At 46.3% G+C, this 17008-nt stretch carries 18 protein-coding genes; 14 read left to right on the top strand and 4 right to left on the bottom strand.

Annotated features, from left to right (window positions below):
* The first annotated feature begins 24 nt into the window (after positions 1-24).
* The 8 genes from hflX to ACYQ2E_RS04930 all read left to right on the top strand — a co-directional run bounded on the left by hflX (position 25) and on the right by ACYQ2E_RS04930 (position 4865).
* A complete protein-coding gene (gene hflX, locus ACYQ2E_RS04965; protein WP_460016966.1) occupies positions 25-1269 on the top strand; it encodes a GTPase HflX in 1245 nt (414 codons plus the stop codon).
* Positions 1270-1479: 210 nt separating this feature from the next.
* Complete coding sequence (locus ACYQ2E_RS04960; RefSeq protein WP_460016965.1) at positions 1480-2136, top strand: HAD family hydrolase; 657 nt, start codon at positions 1480-1482, stop codon at positions 2134-2136.
* Between the two features lie 24 nt (positions 2137-2160).
* Positions 2161-2478 (top strand): ribosome assembly RNA-binding protein YhbY, encoded by a 318-nt coding sequence (gene yhbY / locus ACYQ2E_RS04955; RefSeq protein WP_460016964.1) that lies wholly within the window; start codon positions 2161-2163, stop codon positions 2476-2478.
* A 110-nt stretch (positions 2479-2588) separates the two neighbouring features.
* Positions 2589-2879, top strand: coding sequence for a type II toxin-antitoxin system RelB/ParD family antitoxin (gene relB, locus ACYQ2E_RS04950; protein ID WP_460016963.1), 291 nt, complete (start codon positions 2589-2591; stop codon positions 2877-2879).
* Positions 2869-3231 carry a type II toxin-antitoxin system RelE/ParE family toxin gene (locus ACYQ2E_RS04945; protein ID WP_460016962.1) on the top strand — a complete coding sequence of 121 codons (363 nt, stop codon included), beginning with the start codon at positions 2869-2871 and terminating at the stop codon, positions 3229-3231. Before relB ends, ACYQ2E_RS04945 begins: the two co-directional genes overlap by 11 nt.
* The gene (locus tag ACYQ2E_RS04940; RefSeq protein ID WP_460016961.1) at positions 3228-3833 is read left to right on the top strand and encodes a nicotinate-nicotinamide nucleotide adenylyltransferase; all 606 of its coding nucleotides are present in this window, start codon (positions 3228-3230) and stop codon (positions 3831-3833) included. The genes ACYQ2E_RS04945 and ACYQ2E_RS04940 overlap by 4 nt, the downstream gene beginning before the upstream one ends.
* Complete coding sequence (yqeK, locus tag ACYQ2E_RS04935) at positions 3826-4434, top strand: bis(5'-nucleosyl)-tetraphosphatase (symmetrical) YqeK (RefSeq protein WP_460016960.1); 609 nt, start codon at positions 3826-3828, stop codon at positions 4432-4434. The genes ACYQ2E_RS04940 and yqeK overlap by 8 nt, the downstream gene beginning before the upstream one ends.
* 2 nt (positions 4435-4436) lie before the next feature.
* The gene (locus tag ACYQ2E_RS04930) at positions 4437-4865 is read left to right on the top strand and encodes an N-acetyltransferase family protein (RefSeq protein WP_460016959.1); all 429 of its coding nucleotides are present in this window, start codon (positions 4437-4439) and stop codon (positions 4863-4865) included.
* An 18-nt stretch (positions 4866-4883) separates the two neighbouring features.
* On the opposite strand, the gene ACYQ2E_RS04925 is transcribed toward ACYQ2E_RS04930, so the two are convergent.
* Complete coding sequence (locus ACYQ2E_RS04925) at positions 4884-5483, bottom strand: dTDP-4-dehydrorhamnose 3,5-epimerase family protein (RefSeq protein ID WP_460016958.1); 600 nt, start codon at positions 5481-5483, stop codon at positions 4884-4886.
* Between the two features lie 145 nt (positions 5484-5628).
* Between ACYQ2E_RS04925 and rsfS the strand changes: the two genes are divergently transcribed.
* Positions 5629-5988 (top strand): ribosome silencing factor, encoded by a 360-nt coding sequence (gene rsfS / locus ACYQ2E_RS04920; RefSeq protein WP_460016957.1) that lies wholly within the window; start codon positions 5629-5631, stop codon positions 5986-5988.
* An 86-nt stretch (positions 5989-6074) separates the two neighbouring features.
* On the opposite strand, the gene ACYQ2E_RS04915 is transcribed toward rsfS, so the two are convergent.
* Complete coding sequence (locus tag ACYQ2E_RS04915; protein WP_460016956.1) at positions 6075-8117, bottom strand: hypothetical protein; 2043 nt, start codon at positions 8115-8117, stop codon at positions 6075-6077.
* Positions 8118-8309: 192 nt separating this feature from the next.
* Between ACYQ2E_RS04915 and asp1 the strand changes: the two genes are divergently transcribed.
* The 3 genes from asp1 (at position 8310) to ACYQ2E_RS04900 (ending at position 13566) form a co-directional block, all read left to right on the top strand.
* Complete coding sequence (asp1, locus tag ACYQ2E_RS04910) at positions 8310-9839, top strand: accessory Sec system glycosyltransferase Asp1 (RefSeq protein WP_460016955.1); 1530 nt, start codon at positions 8310-8312, stop codon at positions 9837-9839.
* 9 nt (positions 9840-9848) lie between these two features.
* The gene (locus ACYQ2E_RS04905) at positions 9849-11462 is read left to right on the top strand and encodes a glycosyltransferase (RefSeq protein ID WP_460016954.1); all 1614 of its coding nucleotides are present in this window, start codon (positions 9849-9851) and stop codon (positions 11460-11462) included.
* Positions 11463-11610: 148 nt separating this feature from the next.
* Entirely contained in the window at positions 11611-13566 is a 1956-nt protein-coding gene (locus ACYQ2E_RS04900; protein ID WP_460016953.1) for an alpha-amylase family glycosyl hydrolase, read from the top strand.
* Positions 13567-13779: 213 nt separating this feature from the next.
* On the opposite strand, the gene ACYQ2E_RS04895 is transcribed toward ACYQ2E_RS04900, so the two are convergent.
* Both ACYQ2E_RS04895 and hemH read right to left on the bottom strand, forming a co-directional pair.
* Positions 13780-14055: a type II toxin-antitoxin system RelB/DinJ family antitoxin gene (locus tag ACYQ2E_RS04895; RefSeq protein WP_460016952.1), complete on the bottom strand. Its 276-nt coding sequence runs from the start codon at positions 14053-14055 to the stop codon at positions 13780-13782.
* 49 nt (positions 14056-14104) lie between these two features.
* Positions 14105-15043: a ferrochelatase gene (hemH, locus tag ACYQ2E_RS04890; RefSeq protein WP_460016951.1), complete on the bottom strand. Its 939-nt coding sequence runs from the start codon at positions 15041-15043 to the stop codon at positions 14105-14107.
* Positions 15044-15315: 272 nt separating this feature from the next.
* Between hemH and ACYQ2E_RS04885 the strand changes: the two genes are divergently transcribed.
* Positions 15316-15906, top strand: a complete 591-nt coding sequence (locus ACYQ2E_RS04885) for a helix-turn-helix domain-containing protein (RefSeq protein ID WP_460016950.1) — start codon at positions 15316-15318, stop codon at positions 15904-15906.
* A gap of 155 nt (positions 15907-16061) precedes the next feature.
* A complete protein-coding gene (gene codY, locus ACYQ2E_RS04880) occupies positions 16062-16850 on the top strand; it encodes a GTP-sensing pleiotropic transcriptional regulator CodY (protein WP_460016949.1) in 789 nt (262 codons plus the stop codon).
* The last annotated feature ends 158 nt before the right edge of the window (positions 16851-17008 follow it).

The raw sequence follows: 17008 nt of genomic DNA, 5'->3' as shown, positions 1-17008 counted from the left end.
CAAAGATTTGCTAGAATAGGAGTCATGATAGAAACAAAAGAAAATCCGGAGCGAGTGCTCCTCGTCGGTGTAGAAAGCTCTGAAAACGCAGAGAAGTTCCGCTCAGCCCTTGAAGAGCTAGCTTCGCTGGCCGTCACAGCAGGCGCAGAAGTAGCAGCTCTAGCGACGCAGAAACTAGAAAAACCCAACGCCAGAACCTATGTCGGCACGGGGAAACTGGAAGAATTAGCCATGACTGTGGATGCGCGTGAAATCGACACCGTAATTTTTAACGCCCGCCTGTCACCAAGACAAAACATGGCATTAGAAGAAGCCCTAGGCGTCAAAGTCATTGACCGCATGCAGCTGATTCTCGATATCTTTGCCATGCGGGCACGCTCTCAGGAAGGCATGCTGCAGGTTGAGCAGGCACAGCTGATGTATTTGAAGCCGCGCCTAGCAGGTCACGGCATTGCCTTGTCGCGCCAGGCAGGCGGAATCGGCTCCAAAGGTCCAGGAGAATCCAAGCTGGAAACAGACCGCCGGCACATTCAAGCGCGAATTGAAGACATCGAGCGCAAACTCAAGAAAATCGAAAAATCACGAGAAATCGCCCGCAAAAAGCGCCTAGAATCCGGCATCTTTAAAATCGGTTTGATTGGTTATACAAACGCAGGGAAATCGTCCATTTTGAACGCTCTAGTTGACACCAAGCAGCAGCAGTACGAGAAAAACGAGCTCTTTGCGACACTGGACGCCACAACGAAATTAATTCGCCTGAAAGACGAATTCACAGTGGCACTGACAGACACCGTCGGTTTTATCCAAGACCTGCCGACAGAGCTGATTAAGGCCTTTAAGTCAACGCTGGAAGAGTCCGCCAACGTTGATTTACTGGTGCATGTGATTGACGCCAGCAATCCCTATCACGAAGCCCATGAGCGGACAGTTCAGCAATTATTGTCCGAATTGGAAATGGACAAAATTCCGCAGCTGACCATTTACAATAAAATGGACCTCGCGCCGGAAGATTTCGCCTATACGATTACACCAGCAGTTGAGATGTCCATTAAATCCGAAAACGGCCCCATGGTTTTTCGACAGTCCGTCCTGTCAGAACTGAACAAACTATTCGTCAAATTCGACAAAGAAATCCCATATACGCTGGCCTACAAACTGCCGGACCTCCGGCAAATCGCCCTGATTGAAAACGTCGAAGAGGGCGAAACAGCTTACCGGGTCACCGGAAAAATTGCTCCGCAGCAACTCTGGAAACTCGAGAAACTGTAGTCAAGTGACATCAGAAAAGTAAAAAAGAGAGCCCATTAGGCTCTCTTCCCCTTCACGAATCATACGCTTAATTACTGTAATCAGTTTCGTGAGTAAACAGTATACTGATGTATCTGTACTTATAATGTATATTCGATGATTTACTTGTCAAATTTAAAAATGTTTCTATTCTAACCAAGAAAATCTCGAAATATGATAAAATGAGGGCATATGACTTTAAGAAACATAATTTTTGATTTCGACGGTACACTCGGCGACTCCAAAGGCTGCGGCAACATCGCCACACAGGAGGCCTTTGAACACTTTAATCTAAAAGTCCCCGCCGCTGAAACCATGGAATATTACATGGGCATTCCGATTGAAGAATCCTTCAAAAAAATGGCCAACCGCGAGTTATCAGACACAGAGTTCAAAAACCTGCTGGACGAATTCCGCCGCCTCTACAAGCACTATGAGGCAGACTATCTGACCCTCTTCCCCGGAACCAAAGAAATGCTGGCAAGCCTGACAAAGGCCGGAAAACAGCTTTTTGTCGCGTCAAGCAAGCACAGCGAGGCCCTGCGCAGAAACCTCGAAATCCTGGGCATCGCGGAGTTTTTCACAGAAGTAGTCGGCTCGGACCTAGTGACACATTACAAACCGCACCCCGAAAGCATTGATTTTATTGTCAATAAGCATAGCTTGGAACGTACAGAGACAGTCATGGTCGGCGACGCTGTATTTGATTTACAGATGGGAAAAGCAGCCAGTGTCAGAACGTGTGCGGTCACGTGGGGCAGCCACTCAGAGGAAGCTTTGCGCACAGAAAACCCAGATTTTGTGGCACATGACAATCGTGAGCTGACGCAGATTCTTACAGAAAATTAATCGAACAGGGATAAAGGTAATATTATGGAATTAACAGGCAAACAAAAACGCTTCTTACGTGCAAAAGCAGTGAATCTCAAGCCAATCGTACAAGTCGGCAAAGGCGGCGTGTCAAATGTCATTTTGACCAGCATCCGCCAGGCTTGCGATGCGCGTGAACTCGTGAAAGTCCAGATTCTGCAGAATTCAGACATAAAAGCCGAAGAACTGGCAGAATTAATTGATGAAATGGGGATTGACGTAGTTCAGATTATCGGCCGCAATCTGGTCGTTTTCAAAGTGGCTGCGAAGAAGGAGAATCGGAAGATTTCAGAAGAAATCAAGGGGTTAAAGGGCTGGTGAGGCCTAGATGAAGCATGCAGAGCGGCTATGGCGAGGATACAAAACTTTAACTTGTGATTGACAGCCCCGTTTCAAAGTGTTATACTTCTTGTAATACGGAGGTAAAACACATGGCAGAAACTCTAGTAAAAGACAAAATTTACAATTTCAGAACAAACAGCGAGCGCCTGGAAGAAGCCAAACAGTTCCTGGAGACCCAGGGACGCGACTTGCCGAGCGTTTTTAATGCTGTCATTGACCAGATTGTACTGACGAAGACTGTGCCCGTGAAAACCCAGGAAGAAATTAACGCGGAAGTTTTCCTCAAAGATTTGAAAGAGACATTGCGTGAAAGCATTGCCCAGGCAGAGGGCGGTGAAACTGTGCAAGCCGACGAGGTCTACGTGAAATATGACCTATAAGCTTGAATTCACAAAAATGGCGCAGCAGGAATTTGATGAAATTTACCGTTTCTATCTTGAAACTTACTCGGACAAACAGCCGGCTGTCGAGGTTGCCCAGGGCATTCAGGCGGCCATTGCCTCTGTGCTCCCTGAGCCTGAGGAGGCCCTGAGTTTTGATGCTCGCATCGGCTTCAGCACTGACAAAAACCATGAGCTGTATTTTACAATTTCTGAGCAATACCTGATTTTTTTTGTCGTAATTGACAAAACGGTCGTGATTGTTCATTTTCTTCGGACACGTGCGGTTGATATGAATCACTTGAAACTACTGTTTGAAAATTTTGCAGAAAGGACGCTGAAAGTTAGATGACTGTTGATTTGTTAACGCCTTTCACCAAGGTTGAGATTGAAACTGAAGCGCGCACGGGCAAGAATAAGCACGGCTTAGGGCTTTTCTGGGGCGCTTTTAATCCTGTGCACATTGCGCATCTGACCATTGCGGACCAAGTCCGTCAGCAGCTGCACTTGGATTCTGTGCGTTTTCTGCCGGAAAACCCGACGGATGCGGTCCTTGAAATGCTTAAGCTGGCAACGAGCGGAAAAGGTAATTTGTCTGTTGAAGAAGCGCGCTGCGGCGCCTCCTGCGGCATCTTTGAGTCGGTCGAAACCTTAAAGAAGAAGTTTCCTGACACAGATCTGTACTTCATCATCGGGGGCGACATGATTGGGTCTTTATCCCGCTGGCCGCGCATTGACGAACTGCTTGAATTAGTGACTTTTGTCGGTGTCCAGCGACCGCGTTACCGTGCGGGGACGAGCTATCCCATCCTCTGGGTTGATTGCCCCCAAATGGACGTATCGAGCACGCAAATCCGCGAGCAAATCGCCAAAGGCTTCACGCCGAACTTCCTGCTGGCGCCGCGGGTGCTGGCTTATATCAAAAAAGAAGGGCTCTATCAGAAAAATGTTTGATTATTATGAGGAGCTGGGGATGTCCCGAGATGAGCTGCTGGCAAAGATTCAGACGATGGTCAAGCCGTCGCGTTTTTTGCACATGCTGTCAGTCGAGAAAACGGCCGCTGAGCTCGCGAAGCGCTACATGGGGAACATCTACTCGGCCAGCCTGGCCGGGCTTTTGCACGACTATGCCAAAGAGCTGACCGATGCGGACTTTCTCGCGCTGATTGACAAATATCAGCTGGACCCTGAGCTGAAAAACTGGAGCAATGCCGTCTGGCACGGCAAAGTCGGTTTCCTGAAGATTAAGGAAGACCTTGGTTTGGATGATGCGGAGATTCTGCATGCCATTGAGGTGCACACTGTGGGCGCAAAGGAGCTGTCTCTTCTGGACAAAATTATCTACGTGGCGGATTACATCGAGCCCGGCCGGGATTTCCCAGGGGTCAATGAAGCGCGTGAACTGGCGGACGAATCGCTGGATAAGGCTGTGGCTTTTGAGACGCTGCGTACAATTGGATATTTGGTCGAGCGTCATCAGCCGATTTATCCGCAGACGCTGGAGACTTATAATTCCTACATCGGAAGTCTTTCAGTTTCAGAAAAAGGAGAATGAACATGCTGATTCGAAATGCTGAAGCGCGTGATTTGACAGATTTGATGCGATTGACAGGCGTGCTGGGCTATTCGCCTGCAGACGCGGAAGAATTTTCACAGCGTCTGGAAAGACTGCTTGCCAAAGAAGGCCACATCCTGCTGGTTGCCGAAGTGGACGGGAGCGCACATGGCTTTGTTGAGGCGGAGGCATATGAGACTTTATGCGTCCAGCAGGCATACGGTATCTTAGGGCTTGTCGTGGACGAAGAATTTCAAGCTCAGGGGATTGGCGGGCAGTTGATTGAAGCGATTGAAACCGAGATTCGAAAACGGGCTGTGAGTCAAGTTTTTCTGCATTCAGGCGAGCAGCGCCGTTTGGCCCATGAATTCTACGAAAAACACGGTTATGCTCTGGACCATATGCAGAAAAAATTTGTGAAGAATTTTTGAGATTAAAAAAATCCGAAGTCACTCGGATTTTTGATTGTTTTTCGGCTGAAGCGAGAGTACTTCACGCAGACTTGGTGCTTTTGCATCCTTTTCTGAGATTTGCTCAAGGTCATTTGAATCAATCGGAATCGGCCACTCGATGCCTAAGTTGGCATCCAGCGGACTTAAAGCTACGCCGGTCATGCCCGGAGCCCATTCATTATCGAAGAAGTACAGATATTCCGTGCTATCGTCAAGTGCCTGGAAACCATTGCAGTCGCCTTGTGGCACAAATACCTGGACGCCTGGTGTAAGCTGAACCGTTGCAACGGCGCCGGCTGTCTTGCTGTCAGGGCGCGTGTCCGCATAAACGCCGAAAGCTGAGCCGGAGGCAACTGTGACTAGCTTTGACATGGCCTCGCCATGAAGTCCGCGCACCGCACCGCGCTTAGTTCGCGTCAAATTCACCTGCTTCCAGGCAGAAACAGAGCTCGGCAGGATTTCAGCATAGCTGCTCGTGCGATAAAGTTCCCGCACTGTTCCGCGGTCATCAGTTACTTGCTTAGCATTGATAACCTGCAGTCCCTCGATTTTGGAGCCGGAGGCGGACAAAGGATTAATCTGTAATTTCGTTTTCATAGCTTTGTTATAACATCTTACAGCTGAATTATCAATAGTCAACTACGGGTATGGTATAATAAGAACAATAAATGCGGCTAAGCACTTGTGCGTATGCTATTTCAAAGCCGAACACTTGTGCGAATGCTATTTCAAGGAGAAAAATTTGCAGACAAAAGAACTATTAGAAACAATCGTGCGTGCAGCCGATGACAAAAAAGCAATGGACATTGTGGCACTTGACGTGTCACAGGTTTCAGGCATCGCAGACTATTTTGTCATCATGGAAGGCATGAATTCCCGCCAGCTGGGCGCTATTGTTGACTCGATTGACGAAGCGGCGCACAAAGCAGGCATTGAAGTCGGCGGAAAAATCGAAGGACAGCCGGATTCAGGCTGGGTACTCATGGATTTGGGCGATATCATTGTGTCAGTTTTTGACCGTGACACACGACTTCGTTTTAACTTGGAGAAACTCTGGAACGATGCACCGCTGGTTGATTTGTCAGCCTGGGTGACCGAATAGTCAAGCAAAACAGCTACAAAAAAATAAAAGGCAGCTCTAACGAAAAAGCAGTTTTTAGAGTTGTCTTTTATTATTCATTCGAAAATCTAAACTCGCCGGATAATAATTTGTATCGTCTGATTTTTATCAATATCAAAGTACATATCGTCCTGCAAATCTGACGAGACACATTCATAATTTTCAGGAATTTTCCAGTTAGTTTTAACAGGCTCACCTTGATAGCCGAATACTGAGAAGCTCTCAAGAGTTTTTCCATCATTTTCGTCTATTACTTTAACTGGAATTTCGATTGGAATTTGCTGATAGCGCAAGGTATAATCAACATCTTCAAAGCCGTTGGCTCCGAAATCGAATGAAATTGTCTGCAGCTGCTTGTCAAGAAGTTCGTAGCCCGTTACTTCAGGCGCGCTAAATGAAACAGTCGGATTATCCGAGTTTTTCTTTATTATGCCCGTCACAAGGTCTCGGCTTTCCAGATAAGGAACTTTTTGCACAAAAGGCCGTGGAATGGGAAGTCCGTCAAAATTAACCGTGAATGTTGCCTCTTTAGTGGTTTCTTCAACCTTATGTCTAAATCCGATAGAAACTTCCTCTTGACTGTCAGGTTTGGCGGGAAAGACTAATTTGAGAGGTCCGCCCTGCAGCTGATAGTTCTCTGAAAATTCAAGAGAGAGTTCACGCTGGGTCAGCGGCAGCTCTTCAAGTGTTTGAGTAAGCAAAACTTTTTGCTGCTCGTCATCAAGGTCCAAGAACTTAAGCAGAATCCGGCTCGGTTTCTTTTGGTATATCAGCTGGCATTTCAGCTCTAATGGCGCAGTATCATTGACATTTAATGTCTGCTGGTCAAAAATACAGTCAAGCAGAAGGTAGTCTTTAAATTCCGGTGGAATTGGAACTTTTAGACGAAAATCTCCATTGTGTAACAATTCGATTTCTTCAGAGTTTGAAGAGTATTCGATTGAATCTGTGATAATTTCCTTTGTTATCTGGTCAACCTGATAACTTTTTTTGATTGTGATGTTATGCTGCTGAGACTTTGTAAAAGAATTATTATAAAAATTTTCATCAAGGCCTTCAAAGGTCGTTGTCAGTGAGACTTGGTAACTTTTCTCCTGTAATCTGCTTTGATGTACTAAAATCTTTGTTGTAATTTCATGGTCAAAATCCTCAAGCAGCAATTCATAACCATCGCTTGTGAAATTCCAAGGCTCAAAGGTCGTGCGTCGCCGTCCATTGGCGTCAATGAAATAATTTTCTTCAGGATTTTGTAAAGCGACAGACTTGACTTCATGCTCAGTTAACATTTTTCCGCTGTCAGCATCTCGGTAACGAGAAATTGAGACAGTCTGTCTACGAAGTTTAAAATAGCTGTAGGAGACATTTTTTACCAAGTCAGATAAGTCTTCCCGAGTCAAGATTTTTTCAATCATCAACTCAAACTCGCCGGCATCAGCCGGAATTCCGGTATAATCAAGGTTAATCTGAAACTGGTAATAATCGGTCAATGTCAGCCCGGGGCTAGGAATTATCTGCAGCTGCAGCAAACGGGCAATCAGTAAGAAAGATAGATAGCTGCGCATTTTCAGATAAACCGGAGCATCGCCAAGAAAAAGTTTTTCCAGCTCGGGCTTATAAAAATGAACTTTATTTTGCTCCAGCATGAGAAGTTCATCCTGCTGAGCAAAGTCAAATTTAATTGGATTTGCGACACTTAATTGTATATTCGGCAAATCTGAAGAGAAAATCAGAAAGTTTTGTCCAAAAATTTGATTGTATTTTTGGACAGTTGCCTGGAATTCTACTGAATTCAGAAAGAACAGTATTAAATCATCTGAAACGGATTCATCATCTAACAGCAAATGAGGCATTTTATCACGCGAGGAAATTGATAGCGGAATTGTGACTTCTCTGCTTGTGCTTGCATTGGCAGATAAAAAATTTTCATCAATCAGAGGCTGGGTTAAACGAACGCTTTGAATATTTTTAAGCTGATGAGCGGCAAAAATCAGAAATTTAGGCTTTGACAGCTTGGCAAAAACGAGCTTTTGCTTAATGTCAGGCTCTTTTAGGCCGTCTGTAACTGAATTGACATAGATGACGGGCTGTTTTTTTGAATGATTAATTGCCATATCTAGTCTAATCATACCAAAAAAAGCGGTGACTTTGTGTTACAAAACAGTGTAAATTGTTTAAAGGGACCTAGACTTAAATTTCGTTTATTTTATTTAATATCAGTTTGCTTACTTTACTATTTTTTTAAGCTTAAATTGGCTGGTTTTATGATATAATGATTAAAGTATTCGACAATAAACGAGGAAGCTATGAATTATTTTTTAAATGAGAATATTTTCACACTGAATTCCGGAACGGAATTTTCTGCGATTAAGCGCCTGCAGCTGTTCAAGAAAAATGGTCAGCCTGCAAAGATTCTGACACGCAATTACAATACCAATAGTGCGGTCGACATTGAGCGGGTTGACCTGGAGCCGTCGGACGTCCTAAACATGTACGACTATTTTCAGGAAATCGTAGACCAGCCTAAAGTTGACGTTGACATACGCTACACGGATGTTGTCAATAAAAATATTTATCATATTGAATCCATTGATGCCAATGAGTCGCTGATTAAGTATCACGGCAGAACGATTGCCAAGGTCTTGATTGCGCCTGCAACGGTTGGGCTCATCGGCTCTATCGAATGGTACAATGACAATATGGTAGTTGTGGCGCGTGATATTTGGGACCGTCGCGGTTTCAAATCTTCTACACAATATTATCATCCTGACGGAACGACCGGCCCTCAGGTTTTCTTTGATGCCAAAGGTCAGCCCAAAATCGAGCTGACGCATATGAACGTGAATGGTATTTTGGCGCCGACCAGCTGGAAACTCCTCGGTTATCAGGGGAAAGATTGGCGTTTTAACACAGAAGAGGAACTTTTTGTTTTTTTTGCCTCAGAGCTAGCTAAAAAAGAAGCCTCCAGCTTTATCTGTGACCGTCCGGCCTTGACGAGTGCCATGATTAAAATCAAAGGAGCCGCGGGAAAATGGCAGTATCTGCATAACCCGCACGCCGCCGATAATCGCCAGGCAGGTGCTTCGCGCAAAATTGTCCCTTATTTGGAGCCGCTTTTCAACAAATGGACAGACAAAATTGACGGTCTCATCGTGCCGACTGAGCAGCAGAAAGAAGAGATTCAGAAATACTATAAATTCAAGCAGATTCTGGTTTTGCCCGACACGTACGCTGAAGAAGTGAAGAGCGACCCGTCGACTCAGCAGCGTGAGCAGACGATTGTCTGTATAGGGCTTATTTCTGCGAATAGAGGTTCTGTTGAGGATATGGACATACTGGCTAAGGTTCATGAGAAACTGCCGCTTGTGAGGCTGAGCTATTATGGCTATGCTTCGCCGGCTAATTATCTTCAGCAGATTGAAAAGCGCGCAGAAGACCTTAAACTTAAAGAGTTTGTTGATTTTCCGAGCTATAAGAGTGAATCTGAACTGGCAGAAATCTTGTTAAAAGCAGGTGTTCTGCTGAACACTTCTGAGGGCGAAGCATTTGGAATGAGTGTTTTGAAAGGAATGAGCTACGGCACGCCGGTTGTTGCCTACAAGGTTAAATATGGACTGCCGGTTCTGATTGAAAATGGACGTGATGGAAATCTTGTTCCCTTTAGAAATATACAAGCCGCGGCTGATGACATTGTAAATCTGCTGACAAATCCGCAGCAGCAGGCTGCTTATTCCAAGGCTGCATATGAACGCGCTCAGGACTTCAGTGCAGATAAAGCCTGGCAGCAGTGGGATAAGACCCAGCAACTTGTGAACAACCTCTTTGTGAAAGCGTAGGACAAACTCGTGAAATTTTTTATCAATTCAAGCTTCAATCAGCAAAACTCTGGAATTGAGCATGCCCAGCTTAAGCGTGCCCAGCTTTTTCGAGACCACGGCGAGCCGTTTAAACTCGTCTTTCGTGAATGGAATCCGCGTCTGCATTATTTTCTTAATGAAGTAGGCGTAGCTGATAATGAGATTCTCTGTATGTTCGATTTTTTCCAGCGCTCAGAAAAGGTTGAGGCCAAGATTCTGCATGTAGAGGACATTGACTTCGGTGTTGACAACCTCTCCTATACTGAACAGGAAGAAGAAAAAAAGTACCTTGTTCAGTCGGGACAGATGCTGGTGGCGCGTGTGCACTATTATCAGGAAAATGAAGAGCGCCGTGTGTCAATGACAGAACTTTTTGATGCTTTCGGCAATCTTTATCGTGTGGACAATTATGACTTCCGCGGCTTCCTCTCGCTGGTGCAATGGTATACGCCTGACAATAAAATCGGAGAAGAGGTCTGGTATGACGTCAACGGAAAACCAGTACTTGAAACATTCAACAAAATTGACGGCACAGGCAAGCTGGTCAAGACAGGCTGGCGTCTTACTTATGACGAAAATGGTGCCGTCTATATGTTCAGCAATATTGATGAACTGACGAAGCATTTCTTTAATCGAATTAACGCCGAGTACTGGTCTGACAAAGAATTGAATATTTTCATTCTGGATAGGACACATTTGGGCGACTGGTCGCTTCTGGAATTGGAGCGTCCTGCCTACAAAGTGATGCATCTGCATAACAGCCATGCAGGCGATGTCCAGGATGTCATGCACTCAGTCATGAACAATTTCTACGAGTACGGCCTCACCAACATGAACCGCTACGATGCAGTCATTTCAGCAACACAAAAACAGACCAATGACGTCATTGCACGCTTTGAGCCTAAATGTCACATGTTTACAATTCCAGTCGGCGTGATTCCAGATGCAGTTTTTGAGGAAGCACATGTGCCGATGGCTGAGCGCAAGAAACACTCCGTACTAGTGACTGCGCGCGTCGCTCCGGAAAAACGAATCGACAAAATCATCCGTGCAATTGGCGAAGCCCGCAAGACAGTTCCGGATATCACGCTTGATTTCTATGGCTACGTTGACCACGGAGACAATGACTCAGCCCAAAAAGCGATTGATGAAGCGATTAAAGACTACAAAATGGAAGAAGCTGTCCATCAATACGGTTATTCAGAAGACGTGCCGAGTTTGCATAAAGAACATCAAGTTTACGGCCTCTTTTCCATCATGGAAGGATTCAACCTTTCGCTGATGGAAGCTCAGAGCCGCGGAATGGTTGCGGTCACGACGGATGTCAATTACGGACCGAACGAGCTGACAGTTGACGGTGAAAATGGCTATATCGTGGGTTATAATGACGTGGATGCCTTTGCGGACCGGTTAGTCAAGCTCTTCACAGACGATGAACTCCTGCAGCACATGTCTGACCGAGCCTACGAGCTGTCTTCCCGTTATTCTGAAGCCAGTGTCTGGAAAGCCTGGCAGGCGCTGCTTGATGACGCGAAGTCCAAAAAGTTCAGCTACACATCGGACATCAGCAAAGGCCTCGGCAACCAATTAATTAAAAAATAATCTCGAGAAATCGGGATTTTTTGCTGAATAAAAATATAGACATTTTATGAAAATGGTTTAAAATTATTCGTTCGTTTTAGAAAACCCTTACAAAAAATGATATAATCAGAGTAATTACATTTACATTGTTACTTTCAAAGGAGATGATATGGATAATGGAAAGCTGGAAATAATTGAGCGAGACCCATGGCTAGAGCCGTTTGAGGGCGACCTGCAGCACCGGGTATTTGAATACGAGCGCACGAAGCGCCGGCTTCTAGGCGATAATTTTGAAAAACCGCTGACAGACTTTGCCGACGGCTACAAATACTTCGGCTTCCACCAGGAGACCGACAGCTGGGTCTACCGCGAATGGGCGCCCAACCCCGCTGTGAGCGCAGTTTATCTCGTAGGCGACTTCAACGATTGGGACGGCACACAGCACGAGCTGCGTCCAATCGGTGCAGGCAACTGGGAACTTCGCGTGCCAGGCAAAATGCCGCTAGGCTCGCGTGTCAAGGTCAAACTGATAATCAACGGACAGCCGAATTGGCGCGTGCCCACCTATGCCAACTACGTCGAGCAGCAGCCGGACATCAGCTTCGCGCAGGTCCTCTACCAGCCGACCTACCAGTTCAAATACCCGCAGCCAGAGCTGACAGAAGCACCGCTGATTTACGAAGCGCACATCGGCATTTCGTCTGAGGAATATAAAATCAACTCCTACAGCGAGTTCGCCCGCGACGTCCTGCCGCGCATCAAAGCCGACGGCTACAACACCATCCAGCTGATGGCCATCCAGGAACACCCGCTCTACAGCAGCTTCGGCTACCAGGTCTCGAATTTTTATGCCGCTTCCAGCCGTTTCGGCAAGCCCGACGAGCTGATGGCGCTGATTGACGAGGCACATCGCCTGGGCATCCGCGTCCTGCTTGACGTGATTCATTCGCACGCCGTGAAAAATGTCGGCGACGGCCTGAACCTCTTTGACGGCACAGTTTCCCAGTTCTTCCACGAAGGCGAGCACCCGGCCTGGCACACCATGCTCTTCAACTACGGCAAAGACGAAGTCATCCATTTCCTCCTCAGCAACCTGAAATTCTGGCTGGACATCTACAAATTCGACGGCTTTCGCTTTGACGGCGTGACCAGCATGCTCTACCACGACCACGGCCTAGGCACAAGCTTCGACAGCTATTCAAAATACTTTTCGATGAACACCGACGTTGAAGCCGTGACCTACCTGATGCTGGCCACAGAGCTCATACACAGCTTCAAGCCAGACGCTACCTGTATCGCCGAGGACATGTCGGCCATGCCAGGCATGGCCTTACCGATTAGCGAGGGAGGCGTAGGGTTTGATTACCGCCTAGCAATGGGAGTCCCTGACTATTGGATTAAACAACTGAAGACCAAGTCCGACGAGCAACTCAACCTCCAGGAACTCTGGTGGGAGCTGACCACACGCCGTCCCGGCGAAAAAAACATCGGCTACGTCGAGTCACATGACCAGGCCCTCGTAGGCGACAAAACCATCATGTTCCGCCTAGCCGACGCCGAAATGTACTGGTCCATGGACATCCACAGCCAGTCACTCGTCATCGACCGCGCCATGGCCCTGCACAAACTAATCCGCCTCATCACCTTCAGCCTCGCAGGCGAAGGCTACCTGGACTTCATGGGCAACGAATTCGGACACCCCGAATGGCTCGACTTCCCCAGACCAGGCAACGGAGACAGCTTCCAGCACGCCCGCCGGCAATGGAGCCTCGCAGATAACCCTGAGCTCCGCTATCAATACCTGCTGGCCTTTGACAACGCCATGACCGCGCTAGAGCATGAATTCAAATTCATCGAGCAGACCGCTAGCTTGCGGCAGCGCTGGATTCAGAATGACGACAAAATCCTAGCCTTTCAGAAAGGCGGCCTGCTGCTGGCATTCAATTTCCACCCCACAGAGACAAAATACATGCGCTTTGACATCCAAGGCACAGCAGAACTGATTTTCGACACAGACGACGCCAAATTCGGCGGCTTCGGCCCGCGCAGCCATTTCAAGCAGGAAAATGGCCAGATTGAACTGACATTGGCCAGCCGGACAGCCATGGTGTTTAGGATTAAATAGAATAGAGGCTAAAACTAAAAAACGGATTATTTGCCGCCCTATTTTTGAAAGGAGCAAAATAATCCATTTTTAAGATATTTGAAATCTCTACAGGTCATTCTCGAAATCACTTCCCTTGAATCATCAAATTTCAAAATATAAACTGGACGAGTTTTTGAGCCAGTACCATCCGCGAACTTAACCCTAGAAATAGAAATCGAGTAGCGTTTGGGCTCAGTCATCAAAGAAATTCCTCACACTTTCCGGATTTTCTAAATTCACAGGAGCAGCTTCGGGGAGCTTTTCATCCACCAGGCGATTGATTGAATCGCCGATTTCTTCATAGTAGGAGCGCCCTGTTATATCAAGAGGAATTCTGCCTTCGCGTGCAGTCTTCGTTAGCAGCATTTTAATCACAACAGATATATCAAGCCCTTGCCGCTCGTACACTCTTTGAGCTGCTTCCTTAATTTCCTTGCTTACTCTTGTAGAAACCTGTACATTTTCCATGGTTTCACCTCTTTTGAACACACTTGAATGATTTTTGCTGCTATTTGATTTAAATCAAGTCAGAAAAGATTTCCGCCAGCTCCATATCTTCATTAAACGGAGGCAAATAGCCAAAATACTCGCCGCCATTTTCCATGAAGTAGCCTTTGTTCTCAACTTCCAGCTCTTCCAGTGTTTCTAGACAGTCCGCCACAAAACTCGGCGCAATTACCAAAATCCGCTTTACACCTTGCTTCGGCAAGGATTTTAAGGTCGCATCTGTCGCCGGCGTCAGCCATTCGCTCGGACCGAACTTTGACTGATAGGTCTGATAAAATGGAAAATCACCAACTCCAGCCATAATCAATTTGGTCGTTTCGTCGCATTCTGTCGGATAAGTGTCGCCATCTTTCACGTAGGAGACAGGAATGCCGTGATAAGAAAACAACAGCGCGTCGAAATTCTCTTTTTCCAGCCGGTCTTTAATTCTTTTGACAAAATGGGCAATGTACTGCTCATTTTCGTAGAAAGAATGGACAAATTTGACTGTAATGATTTTATCGCTTTTCCTGAAATAACGTGTCACATCGTCATAGACTGAGCCGACAGTCGTACCGGAGTACTGCGGATACATCGGAATAACGGTCAAGTCATTGACGCCTTGCGCGAGCATCTTGTCCAGCGTGTCAGGAATTGACGGCTCACTGTAAGAGGTGGCAATCTCGACAATTTTGTCCGGATGCAGCTTCTGCAGATTTTCCTGCTGATTTCGTGCATAAATCATCAGCGGCGAGCCGCCGTCCTCACGCCAGACACTCTGATAGAGCTTAGCAGATTTAGCAGGGCGCGTGTTCAGTATAATTCCGTGCAGAATGGGCAGCCAGAGCGCCCGCGGTGTTTTGATGACGCGCGGGTCTCCTAGAAATTTGGCCAGATATTTTTTGGTTTCAGCTTTGGTCGGTTCTTTGGGCGAGCCGATGTTGACGAGCAATATACCACTTTTTTTCACCGGTGGTCCTCCTTGTATGTGAAATGTCAAATAATTTTGTCATTTTTTGTTTATAACACATTATACAATATTTTCTGGCGAGATACACACACAAATTCTCGGGTGAATGTTCACCGGCGCGGGGGGCGCGGGCAGCGGATGTGAGGCGATGTCAAAAAGTTTTTGCAGCTTATTTGGCTGTTGTCGGGCTTTTTAGCTAGACAGAATGGGCTCTGCCAAGTTATAATCAGTGTATAGGCATTGGCCAAAAAAGAAAAAGGAAATAGCTCAACATGGAGATTGGCAGACAAATTAAGAATCATCGCGCGGACATGGGGCTTTCGCAGGAGGAGCTGGCCGAGCGGGTTTATGTGACGCGGCAGACGGTTTCGAACTGGGAGACTGAGAAGAGTTACCCGGATATTCACAGTTTGCTGGCGATGAGTCAGTTGTTTGAAATTTCGCTGGATGAGCTGGTGAAAGGGGATTTAGAGATGATGGAAAAAGTAACAAAGAGCGATGATAGAAAAGGGTTTAACCGCTTGAATGTGGCGTTCTTTGTCTCGCTTGTAGTGGTGATTTTAGCGATTGTTCCGCTGACTTATTTTCTCGGCTTATATGGAATGGCCATCTGGGCTCTGCTGTGGCTAATATCAATGGTACTAGCCTTTAGGGTGGAGAAATGGAAAAAGGCAAATGACGTTCAAACTTACCGGGAAATTGTGGCTTTTATGGATGGAAAACAGCTTGACGAGATTGCCAAGGAGGAAGAGCGAAGAAAAAGACCTCTTCAGAAATTTTCGATTGTAATTATCTTCACGATAATTAGTGTTGCCATCGCATTTTTGATACAGTTTTTGTTAAAACTTATCTTCAAACAATAATTTTTCGAAAATCTGTACAGCGTGTCCAGGACTGATGAGCAGGCATTGGCAATTATCTGAGCCAAAACTCTTGTCAATTTTCTGACAATTCTGTTGATTTTTTTTCAGCACTGTGATATAATTTGTTATAATATTTTACAGAAATGAGATGAAAAATGGCAAATTTACTGGAGAAGACACGTCAAATTACTGCAATTCTGCAGGATGATGTGACTGATCTTTCCAAAACGTACCCATACACTGGCGTTTGCGAGCGTTTGTCTGAAGTTGTCGATGCTAATGTTTGCGTGATTGACACGAAGGGTAAATTGCTTGGTTATGACCTTCCTTTCAATGCAAAAAATGAGCGTGTAAAAGCTTATTTTGACCAGGGGCAGCTGCCTACTGATTACATCAAAATGGCGGTGCGTATTTATGACACTGTGGCCAATTTGACAGTGGAAGACCCGCTGTCGCTCTATCCAACCGAGCTGGAAGCTGAATTTCCGAACGGTGTGACGACATTGGCGCCGATTTACGGCTCTGGCATGCGTCTCGGTACTTTAATCCTCTGGCGCGACGAGAAACAATTCAACGATGACGAGCTGGTTCTGGTTGAGCTTGCGGCATCTGTGATGGGCGTGCAGCTTTCAAACAAGCAGGTCGAGCAGATTGAAGGACGCCTGCGCAGCGAAGCAGCCTTGAATATGGCGGTAAATACTTTGTCTTATTCAGAGCTCAAGGCTGTTCAAGCTATCTTAAAAGAGCTCAACGGCAATGAGGGCCAATTGACTGCCTCAGTTGTGGCCGACAAAATCGGAATCACACGTTCTGTAATTGTCAATGCCCTGCGCAAGCTTGAGTCAGCTGGAATCATCGAATCCCGCTCACTCGGCATGAAAGGGACTTACCTCCATGTCGTCAACGAAGGAATTTACGATAAACTCGCCGGCTACCTGCATTAAGCATGTAAAAAATCGATAAAATCGGCAATTTTGCCGATTTTTTTGTATAATTAGTTAAGATGTGAAGCACGCCCGTTTTGAAGCGTAGAGATTTAGGGAAATGCGGTTCTGCCTGTAAGGCAGGTTCCATTTCGTCTAATCTCCTAGCTTCTGGCGTG

The organism is Lactovum odontotermitis, assembly GCF_054658595.1.
Note: the sequence above shows the minus strand (reverse complement) of the source record. Positions and strands in the feature narration are given on the sequence as shown.